We start from the raw sequence: 15,146 nt of genomic DNA on the forward strand, positions 1-15,146 counted from the left end.
AAACGCCCGGTTACATTTCGAACCCGGAAGCTAAGCCTTACAGCGCCGATGGTACTGCAGGGGGGACCCTGTGGGAGAGTAGGACGCCGCCGAACTCCTTTTAGAGCTCTGGCTCTTGGGCATGCAGCCCGAGAGCCAGAGCTTTTTTGCGTTGAGGTAAGGTCAGTGAGCATCATTGGCTCGTTTCCCCCAGGAGGCCCCCGCGTGGAGGTCCAGGAGACCCGCGTGCAGACCGACCGGGTCCTCACCATCCCGAACATCCTCAGCATGGCGCGCCTGGCCGGCGTGCCCCTGTTCCTGTGGCTCATCCTGCGGCCCGAGTTCGGCGGCCCGCAGAGCGACGGTTGGGCGCTGTTGGTGCTGGCCCTGAGCGGGGTCAGCGACTACCTGGACGGAAAGCTCGCGCGGCGCTGGAATCAGATCAGCAGCCTCGGCCGGCTCCTGGACCCGGCGGCTGACCGGCTCTATATCCTCTCCACCCTGGTGGGGCTCACCTGGCGCGAGATTCTCCCGCTCTGGTTGACCCTTGTACTGCTTGCCAGGGAAGCGATGCTGCTGGTGATGGTGGGCATCCTCCGGCGGCACGGCTATCCGCCGCCGCAGGTGAACTTCCTGGGCAAGGCCGCCACCTTCAACCTGATGTACGCCTTCCCCCTGCTTCTGCTGAGCGACGGCAGCGGATGGATCGCGTCACTCGCCGCCGTCTTCGGATGGGCGTTCGCCGGATGGGGTACAACCCTGTATTGGTGGGCAGGTGTTCTCTACGTGGTGCAGGTCCGCCGCCTGGTTCGTGCGGACGTCGCAGCCGATTGAACTCGCTGATTGTGCGGTCCCGGTGGCCGGATGGCCCGCGCTGGAAAAGTGCGGGACCCTGGACGGGTGAAGTCGGCTAAACCGTCGTCTCTCAGAGGAGGACGCTTCCGACATGAAGGCCGTCGTGATGGCTGGAGGCGAAGGCACACGCCTTCGTCCCATGACCTCGAGCATGCCCAAGCCGCTCCTGCCGGTGGTCAACCGGCCGATCATGGAGCATGTTCTTCGGCTGCTCAAAAGGCATGGGCTCAACGAGACCGTCGTGACCGTCCAGTTCCTGGCCTCGCTGGTCAAGAACTACTTCGGTGACGGCGAGGAGCTCGGAATGGAGCTCACCTATGCCAACGAGGAGAAGCCACTCGGTACCGCCGGAAGCGTCAAGAACGCCGAGGAGGCGTTGAAGGACGATGCCTTCCTGGTCATTTCCGGCGATGCCCTGACCGACTTCGACCTCACCGACCTGATCAATTTCCACAAGGAAAAGGGCTCGCTCGTCACCGTGTGTCTGACGCGCGTGCCCAACCCGCTGGAATTCGGTATCACCATCGTCGACGAAGAGGGCAAGGTCGAGCGCTTCCTGGAGAAGCCGACCTGGGGCCAGGTCTTCTCGGACACGGTGAACACCGGGATTTACGTCATGGAGCCCGAGGTCTTCGACTATGTCGACCCCGATGTGCCCGTGGACTGGTCCGGTGACGTCTTCCCGCAGCTGATGAAGGAAGGCAAGCCCATCTACGGCTACGTCGCCGAGGGCTACTGGGAGGACGTCGGTACCCACGAGAGCTATGTGAAGGCCCAGGCCGACGTTCTGGAACGCAAGGTCGACGTCGACATCGACGGCTTCGAGATCTCGCCCGGCGTCTGGGTGGCCGAGGGCGCCGAGGTGCATCCCGACGCCGTGCTGCGCGGACCCCTGTACGTCGGCGACTACGCCAAGGTCGAGGCCGGCGCCGAGATCCGCGAGCACACGGTGATCGGGTCCAACGTCGTCGTCAAGAGCGGCGCCTTCCTGCACAAGGCCGTGGTCGCCGACAACGTGTACGTCGGACCGCACAGCAATCTGCGAGGCTGCGTGGTCGGCAAGAACACCGACATCATGCGCGCCGCGCGGATCGAGGACGGCGCGGTCATCGGCGACGAATGCCTGGTCGGTGAAGAATCGATCATCCAGGGCAATGTGCGGGTCTACCCGTTCAAGACCATCGAGGCCGGTGCCTTCGTCAACACCTCGGTCATCTGGGAGTCCCGCGGGCAGGCGCATCTCTTCGGTGCGCGCGGGGTCTCCGGCATCCTGAACGTGGAGATCACTCCGGAGTTGGCCGTGCGGCTGGCCGGTGCGTACGCGACGACCCTGAAGAAGGGGTCCACCGTCACCACGGCCCGTGACCACTCCCGTGGCGCCCGTGCGCTGAAGCGGGCGGTGATCTCCGCGCTGCAGGCCAGCGCCATCGACGTACGCGACCTGGAGAACGTACCGCTGCCCGTGGCGCGGCAGCAGACCGCGCGGGGCAGTGCCGGCGGGATCATGATCCGGACCACCCTGGGAGTGCCGGACTCCGTCGACATCATGTTCTTCGACGGTCAGGGCGCCGACCTGTCGCAGGGCAGCCAGCGGAAGCTGGACCGGGTGTTCGCGCGCCAGGAGTACCGGCGGGCGTTCCCCGGCGAGATCGGTGACCTGCACTTCCCGTCCAGCGTGTTCGACTCGTACACCGGGTCACTGCTGCGCAACGTCGACATCACCGGTATCGCGGAGTCCGGGCTCAAGGTGGTCGTCGACGCCTCCAACGGCAGCTCGGGGCTGGTGCTGCCGAGCCTGCTCGGGAAACTCGGCGTCGACTCGCTGACCATCAACCCCGGCCTCGACGAGGCCAGGCCCACCGAGTCGGCCGACATGCGGCGGTCCGGTCTGGTGCGCCTCGGGGAGATCGTGGCGTCCTCGCGGGCCGCGTTCGGCGTGCGGTTCGACCCCGTCGGTGAACGGCTGTCGCTCGTCGACGAGAAGGGCCGCATCATCGAGGACGACCGGGCGCTGCTGGTGATGCTGGACCTGATCGCGGCCGAGCGGCGCAGCGGCCGGGTGGCGCTCCCGGTGACGACCACCAGGATCGCCGAGCAGGTCGCCGCGTACCACGGCACGCAGGTCGAGTGGACGACCACCTCACCGGACGACCTGACCCGGGTGGGGGGCGAGGAAGGCGCGATCTTCGGCGGAGACGGCAAGGGCGGCTTCATCGTCCCCGAGTTCAGCAGTGTGTACGACGGCACGGCGGCCTTCGTCCGGCTGATCGGGCTGGTCGCGCGCACGCAGCTCACGCTGAGCCAGATCGACGCGCGGATTCCGCGGGCGCACGTCCTGAAGCGCGATCTGGCCACTCCGTGGGCGGTCAAGGGCCTGGTGATGAGGCGGGTCGTCGAGGCGGCCGGAGACCGGTTCGTGGACACCACGGACGGGGTGCGGGTGGTCGAGACCGACGGGCGCTGGGTGATGGTCCTGCCCGACCCCGCGGAGGCGGTCACCCATCTGTGGGCGGAGGGCCCCGACGACGCCTCCGCGCAGGCGCTGCTGGACGAGTGGGCCGCAGTGGTGGACAGCGCGGGCCGCTGAGAACACACCGCACGCGCGCGTGCCGGACAAGTGTCCCCAAGGGGGCCGGTCCGGCACGCCGGTGGGGCCGTTCGGAGGTAGTGGCGGCGGCGTGCGACGATGTGCGGCATGCCGCAGCCACCCCCCGTTCGGAGCAAACCCACGCGGCCCGCGCGCCTGGACGCGTCCATGTCGCTGCTCACGAACGTCATGGACCACAGCCTCGACGACGGATACGCCGAGGCCGCCGCGCGGAAGAAGGCCGACGGCAGTGGGGGCATGCCCAAGACGCTGCGTGCCAAGCTGGGCCTGGCGGCCGGTCTGGTGCTCGCCGCCCTGGTCGTGACGGTCGGGGCGGCCCAGGCACGGGTCGCCGCTCCCGGCGTCGCCAAGGAGCGTGAAGAGCTGGTCGACCGCATAGAGGGGGAGACCTCGGCGGCCGACGAGCTGGAGAAGAGCGTCGACGAGCTGCGCGACGACGTGGACGCCCGCCGGCGCGAGGCGCTGGAGAAGAGCGGTGACGGCGACCGGTCCGACCTGGTGGGGATCCTGTCGGGCGCGGTGGAAGTGCACGGCCCCGGCGTGAAGCTCGTGGTGAACGACGCCAAGGACGTCGGCGGCACGGGCGCCGACGGGCAGCCGCGCGGCACCTCCGGGTTCTCCGACACCGGACGGGTACGGGACCGGGACATGCAGCGCGTGGTGAACGGGTTGTGGGAGTCGGGCGCCGAGGCGATCTCCATCAACGGACAGCGGCTGACCGCGCTGTCGGCGATCAGGGCCGCCGGTGACGCGATACTGGTCGACAACAGGCCGTTGGTGCCGCCGTACACGGTGCTCGCGGTGGGGGACGGCGAGCGGCTGAGCAGGGGCTTCCAGGACAGCGCGGACGGGCTGTACCTGCATGCCCTGGAGGAGAGCTACGGCATCCGGACCGCCATCTCCGTCGCGGACGACCTCAAGCTGCCGGCCGCACCGAGTGTGATCGTACGTACAGCACAGCCGATAACCGAGAAGGGCACATCGTGATCGCCGTACTGGGCCTCGTCGTGGGAGTCGTGGCCGGATTGCTGGTCCGGCCCGAGGTGCCGGCGGCCGTGGAGCCGTATCTGCCGATCGCCGTCGTGGCGGCGCTGGACGCCGTGTTCGGCGGGCTGAGGGCCATGCTCGACGGCATCTTCGACGACAAGGTCTTCGTGGTGTCGTTCCTGTCGAACGTGGTCGTGGCCGCACTGATCGTGTTCCTGGGCGACAAGTTGGGCGTCGGAGCCCAGCTGTCCACCGGGGTCGTGGTGGTCCTCGGCATCCGTATCTTCTCCAACGCCGCGGCGATCCGACGCCACGTCTTCCGGGCGTGAGGCGGATGAGCGACGACGAGCAGCCCGCGAACAGGCTGCGCAAGGAACTGCCGGACGAGGTGCCGCCGTCGCGGTCCACGTCGGCGGACGACCCCGCGGGCGGCGTCCCGGGTCCCGCGCAGGGGGAGCGCGACGGAGTGACCGGCAGGCAGCGGCTCCTGAAGGGGCTGTGGCCGCCGCGCCTGACGCGGGCCCAACTGATCGTCGCCCTGCTCCTGTTCGGGCTCGGATTCGGCCTCGCGGTGCAGGTGGCGTCCAACAGTGACAGCGACAGCGCGTTGCGGGGCGCCCGCCAGGAGGATCTGGTTCGCATCCTCGATGAACTGGACGACCGTACTCAGCGTCTTGAAGACGAGAAACAGGGCCTCGAGAAGCAGCGCGACGAGCTGGAGAACAGCTCCGACCAGGCGGAGGAGGCCCGCAAGCAGACGCTCGAGAAGGAGCGGCAACTGGGCATCCTCGCGGGCACCGTGGCCGCGCAGGGGCCCGGTATCACGGTGACCATCGAGGACACGAAGGGGACGGTCGAGGCGGACATGCTGCTCGACGCCATCCAGGAGCTGCGCGCGGCGGGTGCGGAGGCGATCCAGGTGAACGGTGTACGGGTGGTGGCCGGCACGTACCTCGCGGACGCCGACAGCTCCGTCAGCGTCGACGGGAACAAGATCAACGCGCCGTATCGTTTCCAGGTCATCGGCAAGCCGCAGGACCTCGAACCGGCTCTCAACATTCCTGGAGGAGTGGTGCAGACTCTGGAGAAGGAACAGGCCACCGTTACTGTTGAGCGGTCGAGCAAGATCGTCGTGGACGCCTTGCGAGCGGCGGAGCGGCCTGACTACGCTCGGTCGTCCTCCCAGTGAACCGGCGGTGCATGGGGGGTGTCCGGCGAGGGCATGAGGTTGCGGGGGGTCGGCGCACCGATTGGGTGGTGCGTGGTGGAAACTGTCTGGTGGAGACGGACGTTGTGAAGGTGTCCGGGTCGGCCAGTGCGTTCAGTAAGGGTTCGTCCTGCCCCACGGGCGGGTCTGTTTCGGTCAAGGGGAATCGCCCGTGAAGTTGTTTGCGAAGTTGTTCGGCAAGAGCGCGCGAGAGGGCAGCGGCGACAACGCGACCGCCCGCCATCGCGCACAGCCCGACGAGGGCCGACGCCCGATGTACCGGGACCAGGTGGGTGGTCCGGGCGCGCCGTCTGTTGACCCTGCTCAGTCCGGCGGCATAGGTTTCGGCCAGCCCTCGGCCCCGGGTGCGGGTGGAGGGTTCACCCCCGACCCGTACGCGTCGAACGCCCCGGCGGGGCAGTCGCGGCAGGAGGATCCGTCCATGTCGGCCCTGGTCTGTACGAGGTGCGGCAACCGCAACGCGGAGAACAGCCGTTTCTGCTCCAACTGCGGTGCTCCCCTGCGGCCCGGCGCGGTCCCGGAGCGTGCCTCCGAGACGACCTCCACGATCTCCATCTCCGGTCTGGAGGCCTACGACGCCGAGGTCACCGGCCAGACGGCGATGCCGGCGCTCTCTCCCGAGGCGCAGGCGGCCGTGGACGCGCTGCCGCTGGGCTCCGCCCTCCTGGTCGTGCGCCGCGGCCCGAACTCGGGCAGCCGCTTCCTGCTGGACGGCGAGCTGACCACCGCCGGGCGTCATCCGCAGAGCGACATCTTCCTGGACGACGTGACGGTCTCGCGCCGGCACGTGGAGTTCCGCCGCAGCCCGGACGGTTCCTTCACGGTCGCCGACGTCGGCAGCCTGAACGGCACGTATGTCAACCGGGAGCGCATCGACCAGGTCGCCCTGTCCAACGGTGACGAGGTGCAGATCGGCAAGTACCGGCTGGTGTTCTACGCGAGCCAGCGGGGTTACTGACCCGCCCCCGGGCCGTCCGCCCGGGGAACCTCCAGGGAAGGTCCATGTCTCAAACACCGAGCGGCGGTGCCGGGCCAGGCGCCGCCGCCACGGACAGTGGGCTGATGAGCATCGGCGCAGTGCTGAACGCGCTGCGTGACGAGTTCCCCGACATCACCATCTCCAAGATCCGTTTCCTGGAGTCGGAGGGTCTCGTCGAGCCGCGGCGGACCCCGGCCGGGTATCGCAAGTTCAGCGCGCACGACGTCGAACGCCTCGGCCAGGTGCTACGCATGCAGCGGGACCACTATCTGCCGCTCAAGGTGATCCGTGAGCACCTGGACGCCGTGGAGCGCGGTGAGGCCGTGGCGCTGCCGCGGGTCGGCCGGCAGCGGGACGGGGAGGCCGCCGCGACCGAGCCCGCCGAGAGCCCGACGGTGGCCCGGATCGGCCGGGACGAGCTGCTCGCCACGGCCGGGATCGGCGAGCAGGAGCTGAAGGAGTGGGAGTCGTACGGACTGCTCGCCCCGCTGCCCGACGGGGCGTACGACGCCGAGGCGGTCACCGTGGCGTCGCTGGTGGTGCAGCTGGGGCGCTTCGGCATCGAACCGCGGCACCTGCGGGTGATGAAGGCCGCCGCCGACCGCGAGGCCGGGCTCGTCGACCAGGTGGTGGCGCCGCTGAAGCGCCACCGCAACCCCCAGACCAGGGCACACGCGGAAGCCCGTACCAAGGAGCTGGCGGGACTCGCGGTGAGACTGCACGCGGCGCTGGTGCAGACCGCTCTGGGCGTGCGGCTGCCCTGAAACGGGCGGGCCGGGGACCCGGATCGCCCACCCGATCCCGGCCCGACTACCCAAACGTCCCGGGCACGGCCTAGGGTTGCTGTGTGAACGAGCTCGATGTCGTAGGTGTCCGGGTCGAGATGCCCTCCAACCAGCCGATCGTGCTGCTGCGCGAGGTGGGCGGCGACCGTTACCTTCCCATCTGGATCGGACCTGGGGAAGCGACGGCGATCGCCTTCGCCCAGCAGGGCATGGCGCCCGCACGGCCGCTGACCCACGACCTGTTCAAGGACGTGCTGGAAGCCGTCGGCCAGGAGCTCACGGAAGTGCGCATCACCGACCTGCGTGACGGGGTCTTCTACGCCGAGCTGGTCTTCGCGAGCGGAGTCGAGGTCAGTGCCAGGCCGTCCGACGCCATAGCGCTGGCCCTGCGCACCGGTACGCCGATCTACGGCAGCGACACGGTCCTCGACGACGCCGGTATCGCCATTCCGGACGAGGAGGAGGACGAGGTGGAGAAGTTCCGCGAGTTCCTCGACCAGATCTCGCCCGAGGACTTCGGGACCAGCAATCAGTGAGACGCGGGCCCGTCGGGGCACATCCGGCTAGCCTTTCCCGGGATTGGACACGGGAAACCACTCGTAGGGTGATTATCACTCGGCGTGCCGAGTGTGGCGATCGTTGACGCACCCTTGGTGACTGCCTACCTTCGAGGAGGCAGGTCAAGGACGGAGGTCGGCGTGAGAATCAGCGGCGACGGTACGGTTGGGGGTGGCCCCGGGCACAGCCTCGGGGCAGGCGGTCCGTACCCTCCCCCGGGCTCCCGGCTTCGCGCAGGCGCGGGCCACGCCCAGCACGGTGTTGCGGCCGATCCCGGTCCGCAGCCACCGGCAGCCGTGCCGACCAGCGGAGGGGCGACGTCCATGGCGTCCGAGCAGATCGGCTACCGCGGGCCGACGGCCTGCGCGGCCGCCGGCATCACCTACCGGCAACTCGACTACTGGGCCCGCACGGGCCTCGTCGAGCCCAGCGTGCGGCCCGCGCACGGATCCGGGACGCAGCGCCTGTACAGCTTCCGCGACGTGGTCGTGCTGAAGATCGTCAAGCGCTTCCTCGACACCGGTGTGTCCCTGCAGAACATCCGCTCCGCCGTCCAGCACCTCAGGGAGCGCGGCTTCCGGGACCTGGAGCGGATGACGCTGATGAGCGACGGCGCCACCGTCTACGAGTGCACGTCTCCCGACGAGGTGCACGCCCTGCTCCAGGGCGGTCAGGGCGTCTTCGGGATCGCCGTCGGCGTGGTGTGGCGGGACGTGGAGAGCGCGCTGTCCCAGCTGCACGGCGAGCGGATCGACACGGGGGAGACCCTGGTGGGGCACAATCCGGCCGACGAGCTGGCCCGGCGGCGCAACAACCGGGCGGTCTGACCCCGCCGCGCCCCGGAGCCGTCCGATGACGGCATTGTCAGTGGCGTAGGGCAGCATCGGAGATGTGAGAACCGCGCCCACGATCCTGCATCTCGACATGGATGCCTTCTTCGCCTCGGTGGAGCAGGCGTCCAAGCCGAGCCTGCGCGGGAAGGCGGTCGTGGTGGGCGGCCTCGGACCACGCGGTGTGGTCGCCACCTGCTCGTACGAGGCGCGGGTGTTCGGGGTGCACTCCGCGATGCCGATGGGCCAGGCCCGCAGGCTCGCGCCGCATGCCGCCTACCTCGTGCCGCGCTTCGAGCTCTACCGGTCGATCAGCGAGCAGGTGATGCGCCTGCTGCGGGAGCTGTCGCCGCTGGTGGAGCCGCTGAGCCTGGACGAGGCCTTCGTGGACCTGGACGCGGGCGGGGCGGCCCGGGACGCGGAGTCGGCGCGAGTGGCCGGGGCGAAGCTGCGCACGGACATCCGCACCGTCACCGGCCTCACCGGGTCCGTGGGCCTCGCCGCCTCCAAGATGCTCGCCAAGATCGCCTCGGAGGCGGCCAAGCCCGACGGACTGGTGCTCATCCCGCCGGGGACCGAGCGGGCCATGCTGGAGCCGATGACGGTGCGGACGCTGCCCGGGGTGGGACCGGCCACGGGCGACCACCTGCGGCGGGCCGGGATCACCACGGTCGGCGAGATCGCCGAGGCGGGCGAGGACGAGCTGGTGCGGCTGCTGGGCAAGGCGCACGGCCACGCCCTGTACGCCATGGCGCTGGCGCGGGACGAGCGTCCGGTGGTGGCCGAGCGGGAGACCAAGTCGGTGTCGGTCGAGGACACCTACGACGTGGACATCCACGACCGGGTGCGGGTCGGCGTCGAGGTGGGGCGGCTGGCGGACCGCTGCGTGCGGCGGCTGCGCGCCTCCGGTCTGTCCGGGCGGACCATCGTGCTCAAGGTGCGCAGATACGACTTCTCCACGCTGACCCGATCCGAGACCCTGCGCGGGCCCACCGACGACCCCGCCGTGGTGCGTGAGGCGGCGGCCAGACTGCTGGACTCGGTGGACACCACGGGTGGCGTGCGGCTGCTCGGTGTGGGGGTCAGCGGGCTCGCCGACTACACGCAGGAGGACCTGTTCGCCCAGGCTGCGGGAGACCGGGCCGAGGAATCGGCCGAGCAGCCCGAGATTGGGCCCGCCGAGGAGCACAGACCCTCGCCCGCCGAGCGGCGGTGGCCGGCGGGGCACGACGTGCGGCACACGGAGCTGGGGCACGGCTGGGTGCAGGGCAGCGGTCTCGGGCGGGTCACCGTGCGGTTCGAGACGCCGTACTCGGAGGTCGGGCGGGTGCGGACCTTCGCGGTGGACGACCCGGAGCTGACGCCCGCGGATCCGCTGCCGCTGGTCGCCGACGCGGAGGGCGGGAGGGGTCAGCCCTCGTCGGGGCCCTTGCCCTTGCCGGCCAGCTTGCCGAAGTCGTGGTCGGGCGGCGGGGGAGCGGCCGCCACGTCCAGGCCGTAGTGGTGGTAGAGCTGGAGTTCCTGTTCCGGCGAGAGGTGGCGGCCGACGCCGAAGTCGGGCGCCTCCTTGATCAGCGCCCGGTCGAAGGGCACGCGCAGGCTGCCGTCGACCAGCTCGCTGGGCTCCAGCGGGACGAAGGCGTCCCTGCTGAAGAGACCGGTTCGTATCGCCGCCCACTCGGGGACGCCGGTGGCATCGTCGAGGTAGACCTCGTCCACGGTGCCGATCCTGGTGCCGTCGCGGTCGAACGCCTTGCGGCCGATCAGGTTCCGCGGATCGATGTCAGTACGCACGGGGCCCTCCACTTGATCGCACCACTGGGCCGGACTGGGGTCGCACACCAGCCGCCTAATCATCCGTAAGTACTACAAAAGGGCACAAGTGCCCGGTCGGCCACTCGAAGTCCGTGCGGCGACCTCGCTGGTACGCTGGCAAACGGCTGCTGACCCCGCGCGGGAGAGTCCTCCGGACACCACCGGAGGCGCCGAAGGAGCAAATCCTCCCCGGAATCTCTCAGGCTCACGTACCGCACGGACGAGGTCACTCTGGAAAGCAGGGCGGGTGTCGACGGCTTCCGCTCTCACCGACGGTGAAAGCCGGGAGAGCCCCAGGGCTCGCCCGGTGAAGCTCTCAGGTTGAGATGACAGAGGGGGAGGCCGTCCGGGTACCCGCGCCGTGGTGCCCCTCGAAGGTCGTCAGACCAGGAGGCCTCCGCAATGACCGCCCATCGCACTCCGCTCTCCGAACTCGAACAGGCCATGCCCTTCGAGCAGCGCCACATCGGCCCCGACCACGAGGCCCGGGCCAAGATGCTCGCGCAGGTCGGCTACGGTTCGCTCGACGAACTGACGGCCGCCGCGGTGCCGGATGTGATCAAGAACGCCGACGCGCTGGACCTGCCGGGCGCGCGCTCCGAGGCCGAGGTGCTGGCCGAGCTCCGCTCGCTGGCCGACCGCAACCAGGTCCTCGACTCCATGATCGGCCTCGGCTACTACGGCACCTTCACCCCGCCGGTGATCCTGCGCAACGTCATGGAGAACCCGTCCTGGTACACGGCGTACACGCCCTACCAGCCGGAGATCTCCCAGGGCCGTCTCGAAGCCCTGCTGAACTTCCAGACGATGGTCGCCGAGCTGACCGGCCTGCCCACCTCCGGCGCCTCGCTGCTCGACGAGGGCACCGCCGCCGCCGAGGCGATGGCGCTGTCCCGGCGCATGGGCAAGAACAAGAAGGGCCTGTTCCTCGTCGACGCGGACGCCCTGCCGCAGACCGTCGCCGTGATACAGACCCGCGCCGAGCCGACCGGCGTCGAGGTCGTCGTCGCCGACCTGAGCGAGGGCATCCCGGCCGAGGTCGCCGAGCGGGAGATCAACGGCGTCCTGATCCAGTACCCGGGCGCCTCCGGAGCCGTCCGCGACATCAAGCCGGTGATCGACCGGGCGCACGAGCTCGGCGCGCTCGTCACCGTCGCCGCCGACCTGCTCGCCCTCACCCTTCTCACCTCGCCCGGCGAGCTGGGCGCGGACATCGCCGTGGGCACCACCCAGCGCTTCGGCGTGCCGATGGGCTTCGGCGGACCGCACGCCGGTTACATGGCGGTGCACGAGAAGTTCGCCCGCAGCCTCCCCGGCCGCCTGGTCGGCGTCTCCGTGGACGCCGACGGCAACAAGGCCTACCGCCTGGCCCTGCAGACCCGCGAGCAGCACATCCGCCGCGAGAAGGCCACCAGCAACATCTGCACCGCGCAGGTGCTGCTCGCCGTCATGGCCGGCATGTACGCCGTCTACCACGGCCCCGAGGGCCTGCGGGCCATCGCGCGGCGCACTCACCGGTACGCCACGATCACCGCCGCCGGCCTCGCCGCGGGCGGCGTCGAGATCGTCCACGGCGCCTACTTCGACACCGTCACCGCGCGGGTGCCCGGCCGGGCCGCCGGGATCGTGCACGCCGCCCGGGAGAACGGCATCAACCTGCGGCTCGTCGACGCCGACCACGTGTCGTTCGCCTGCGACGAGACCACCACGCGCGCCCAGGTCGGCGGCGTGTGGCACGCCTTCGGCGTCGAGGGCGACATCGAGGCGCTGGACGCGGAGGCCGGGGAGACCCTGCCCGACCCGCTGCTGCGCACCGACGACTTCCTCACCCACCCCGTCTTCCACCAGCACCGCTCCGAGACCGCGATGCTGCGCTACCTGCGCCGCCTCGCCGACCGGGACTACGCGCTGGACCGCGGCATGATCCCGCTGGGCTCCTGCACCATGAAGCTCAACGCGACCACCGAGATGGAGCCGGTCACCTGGCCCGAGTTCGGCGCGCTGCACCCCTTCGCCCCCGCCGACCAGGCGCAGGGCTACCTCACCCTCATCCGTGAGCTGGAGGAGCGGCTCGCCGAGGTCACCGGGTACGACAAGGTCTCGCTCCAGCCCAACGCCGGGTCGCAGGGCGAGTTCGCCGGCCTGCTCGCCGTACGCGGCTACCACCGGGCCAACGGCGACGAGCAGCGCACCGTCTGCCTCATCCCGTCCTCCGCGCACGGCACCAACGCCGCCAGCGCCGTGATGGCGGGCATGAAGGTCGTCGTCGTCAAGACCGCCGAGGACGGCGAAGTCGACGTCGAGGACCTCCGCGCCAAGATCGAGAAGCACCGCGACGAGCTGGCCGTGCTGATGATCACCTACCCGTCCACGCACGGCGTGTTCGAGGAGCACGTGGCCGACATCTGCGCGCAGGTGCACGACGCGGGCGGCCAGGTCTACGTGGACGGCGCCAACCTCAACGCCCTCGTCGGCCTCGCCAAGCCCGGCCGCTTCGGCGGCGACGTCTCCCACCTGAACCTGCACAAGACCTTCTGCATCCCGCACGGCGGCGGCGGCCCGGGCGTGGGCCCGGTGGGCGTACGGTCGCACCTGGCGCCGTACCTGCCCAACCACCCGTTGCAGCCCGCGGCCGGTCCGCAGACGGGCGTCGGTCCGATCTCGGCGGCGCCGTGGGGCTCGGCCGGCATCCTGCCGATCTCCTGGTCCTACGTCCGCCTGATGGGCGGCGAGGGCCTCAAGCGCGCCACCCAGGTGGCCGTCCTGTCCGCCAACTACATCGCCAAGCGCCTGGAGCCGCACTTCCCGGTGCTCTACACCGGCCCCGGCGGGCTGGTCGCGCACGAGTGCATCATCGACCTGCGCCCGCTGACCAAGGCCACCGGCGTCAGCGTCGACGACGTCGCCAAGCGGCTGATCGACTACGGCTTCCACGCGCCGACGATGTCCTTCCCGGTGGCCGGCACGCTGATGATCGAGCCGACCGAGTCCGAGGACCTGGCCGAGCTGGACCGGTTCTGCGAGGCGATGATCGCCATCCGCGCGGAGATCGAGAAGGTCGGCTCCGGAGCCTGGCCGGCGGACGACAACCCGCTGAGCGGCGCCCCGCACACCGCGGACGCGCTCGCCGGTGAGTGGGGCCACGCGTACACCCGCGAGGAGGCCGTCTTCCCGGCCGGTGTGTCCGCCGCCGACAAGTACTGGCCGCCGGTGCGCCGCATCGACCAGGCCTACGGCGACCGGAACCTGGTCTGCTCCTGCCCGCCGCTGGACGCGTACGAGGACTGAGTCCCGCCGCGAAAGCGGGAGAGGCCCCGTCCGGGCCGCGGTGTCCGGACGGGGCCTCTCGGCGTCTCAGGCCGTGGCGAGCGACACCTCCGTCGACTTGACCAGCGCGACGACGGGAACACCCACGGACAGTCCCAGGTCGTCGGCGGCCTGCCGGGTGACGGCCGCGGTCAGCTCGGCGCCCTCGACGGCGACCGCGACCGCGGCCATCGCGGCGCCGGCGGTGAGGGCGGTGACCGTGCCCGGCAGCCGGTTGCGGATGGACAGGCCGTCCACGCGCCCGGTGGCCAGAGCCACCTCGGTGGACTTCACCAGGGCCCGCACGGCGGTGCCGGGGGCGAGCGCGAGGTCCTCGGCGGCCTCCCGGGTGATCGCCGCGGTCAGGTCCTGGCCGCCGGAGAGACGGACGGCGACCGTCGCCATGGCCTCGCCCGGGGTGACGGCGGTGACGGTGCCGGGGAGCTGGTTGCGGATGCTCAGGCTCATGGGGGCACCGTAGCCCGGTGGAGGGCGTTGCGCCGCGGGGAAGAGTCGGCGGATGCGGGGTTGGCCGTTGGGTATAACGCGATATAGCGTTAGTCTGCCGCAGTGGATGGGGTGGTCGCGGGACGCCCCGGGGAGATCGGGGTCGAGCTATGTCGGTGCAGCCCTCACAGGACGGCGGGACGCCCGCACTCCGGGCCTCGCACACGGACCGGGACCGGGCCGTGGACCTCCTGAGCGCCGCCGCAGGCGACGGCCGGCTGACCCCGGAGGAACTGGACGAGCGGGTGGGCGCGGCGCTCACCGCGCGCACCCAGCGGGAGCTCGCCGCCCTCACCGCCGACCTGCCGACGGCGTCCGACGGACCCCCGCTCGTCGCGGCCAAGGACGTCGTCCGCATCGAGCAGGAGGGGGCGTCCACCCGGCGGGGCGAGGGCTGGGTGGTTCCACGGCGGGTGGAGATCCGGTCGGCCTGGGGCGAGGTGACCCTCGACCTCGCCCGCGCCGTGATCGCGCACGACACCCTCCACATCGACCTCGACATGCGGGCCGGGGTGCTGAAGGTCGTGACCCGGCCCGGCATCGTGGTGGACACCGACTCCCTGGTGACCAGCTACGCCGAGGTGAAGACGCCGCGGACCGTCGACACGGGGGCGCCCGTGGAGCTGAGGGTGGAGATCGCGGGGGCGATCAGCTGGGGCCAGGTCGTGGTGCGCACGCCGCGCCGCAGGCTCGGGCGCCGGGCGTAAGA

The 15,146-nt window shown here is 70.5% G+C and carries 14 protein-coding genes, 1 rRNA gene and 1 riboswitch; of the genes, 13 read left to right on the top strand and 2 right to left on the bottom strand.

Annotation, left to right across the window (positions count from 1 at the left end; all coding sequences use genetic code 11):
• From rrf to ACFYZ3_RS22705, 11 genes are all read left to right on the top strand, one after another.
• A 5S ribosomal RNA gene (gene rrf / locus ACFYZ3_RS22655) occupies nt 1-95 on the top strand; the annotation flags it as partial.
• 109 nt (nt 96-204) lie between these two features.
• Nucleotides 205-813 carry a CDP-alcohol phosphatidyltransferase family protein gene (locus ACFYZ3_RS22660; protein ID WP_007388195.1) on the top strand — a complete coding sequence of 203 codons (609 nt, stop codon included), beginning with the start codon at nt 205-207 and terminating at the stop codon, nt 811-813.
• Nucleotides 814-925: 112 nt separating this feature from the next.
• A complete protein-coding gene (locus tag ACFYZ3_RS22665) occupies nt 926-3,421 on the top strand; it encodes a mannose-1-phosphate guanyltransferase (protein ID WP_358739076.1) in 2,496 nt (831 codons plus the stop codon).
• A 99-nt stretch (nt 3,422-3,520) separates the two neighbouring features.
• The gene (locus tag ACFYZ3_RS22670) at nt 3,521-4,429 is read left to right on the top strand and encodes a DUF881 domain-containing protein (RefSeq protein ID WP_388520610.1); all 909 of its coding nucleotides are present in this window, start codon (nt 3,521-3,523) and stop codon (nt 4,427-4,429) included.
• The gene (locus ACFYZ3_RS22675; protein WP_003977440.1) at nt 4,426-4,758 is read left to right on the top strand and encodes a small basic family protein; all 333 of its coding nucleotides are present in this window, start codon (nt 4,426-4,428) and stop codon (nt 4,756-4,758) included. Before ACFYZ3_RS22670 ends, ACFYZ3_RS22675 begins: the two co-directional genes overlap by 4 nt.
• A 5-nt stretch (nt 4,759-4,763) precedes the next feature.
• Nucleotides 4,764-5,618: a DUF881 domain-containing protein gene (locus ACFYZ3_RS22680; protein WP_388520613.1), complete on the top strand. Its 855-nt coding sequence runs from the start codon at nt 4,764-4,766 to the stop codon at nt 5,616-5,618.
• Nucleotides 5,619-5,766: 148 nt separating this feature from the next.
• Nucleotides 5,767-6,615 carry an FHA domain-containing protein gene (locus tag ACFYZ3_RS22685; protein ID WP_388521495.1) on the top strand — a complete coding sequence of 283 codons (849 nt, stop codon included), beginning with the start codon at nt 5,767-5,769 and terminating at the stop codon, nt 6,613-6,615.
• Between the two features lie 44 nt (nt 6,616-6,659).
• Entirely contained in the window at nt 6,660-7,400 is a 741-nt protein-coding gene (locus ACFYZ3_RS22690; protein ID WP_388520615.1) for a MerR family transcriptional regulator, read from the top strand.
• A gap of 83 nt (nt 7,401-7,483) precedes the next feature.
• Complete coding sequence (locus tag ACFYZ3_RS22695) at nt 7,484-7,957, top strand: bifunctional nuclease family protein (RefSeq protein ID WP_388520618.1); 474 nt, start codon at nt 7,484-7,486, stop codon at nt 7,955-7,957.
• Between the two features lie 162 nt (nt 7,958-8,119).
• Entirely contained in the window at nt 8,120-8,806 is a 687-nt protein-coding gene (locus tag ACFYZ3_RS22700) for a MerR family transcriptional regulator (RefSeq protein ID WP_388520621.1), read from the top strand.
• Between the two features lie 64 nt (nt 8,807-8,870).
• Nucleotides 8,871-10,310 carry a DNA polymerase IV gene (locus ACFYZ3_RS22705; RefSeq protein WP_388520624.1) on the top strand — a complete coding sequence of 480 codons (1,440 nt, stop codon included), beginning with the start codon at nt 8,871-8,873 and terminating at the stop codon, nt 10,308-10,310.
• On the opposite strand, the gene ACFYZ3_RS22710 is transcribed toward ACFYZ3_RS22705, so the two are convergent.
• A complete protein-coding gene (locus ACFYZ3_RS22710) occupies nt 10,220-10,603 on the bottom strand; it encodes a PRC-barrel domain-containing protein (protein WP_361006135.1) in 384 nt (127 codons plus the stop codon). The genes ACFYZ3_RS22705 and ACFYZ3_RS22710 overlap by 91 nt on opposite strands.
• Nucleotides 10,604-10,753: 150 nt before the next feature.
• Nucleotides 10,754-10,849: riboswitch (glycine riboswitch) on the top strand.
• 177 nt (nt 10,850-11,026) lie between these two features.
• Between ACFYZ3_RS22710 and gcvP the strand changes: the two genes are divergently transcribed.
• A complete protein-coding gene (gcvP, locus tag ACFYZ3_RS22715) occupies nt 11,027-13,912 on the top strand; it encodes an aminomethyl-transferring glycine dehydrogenase (protein WP_388520628.1) in 2,886 nt (961 codons plus the stop codon).
• Nucleotides 13,913-13,978: 66 nt separating this feature from the next.
• Here the strand turns inward: gcvP and ACFYZ3_RS22720 are convergent, their stop codons facing one another.
• A complete protein-coding gene (locus ACFYZ3_RS22720) occupies nt 13,979-14,398 on the bottom strand; it encodes a molybdopterin-binding protein (protein ID WP_388520631.1) in 420 nt (139 codons plus the stop codon).
• 149 nt (nt 14,399-14,547) lie between these two features.
• On the opposite strand from ACFYZ3_RS22720, the gene ACFYZ3_RS22725 reads away from it, so the two are divergent.
• Nucleotides 14,548-15,144: a DUF1707 domain-containing protein gene (locus ACFYZ3_RS22725; RefSeq protein WP_388520634.1), complete on the top strand. Its 597-nt coding sequence runs from the start codon at nt 14,548-14,550 to the stop codon at nt 15,142-15,144.
• The last annotated feature ends 2 nt before the right edge of the window (nt 15,145-15,146 follow it).

Source organism: Streptomyces sp. NPDC001599 (genome assembly GCF_042893535.1).
Lineage (GTDB): Bacteria > Actinomycetota > Actinomycetes > Streptomycetales > Streptomycetaceae > Streptomyces.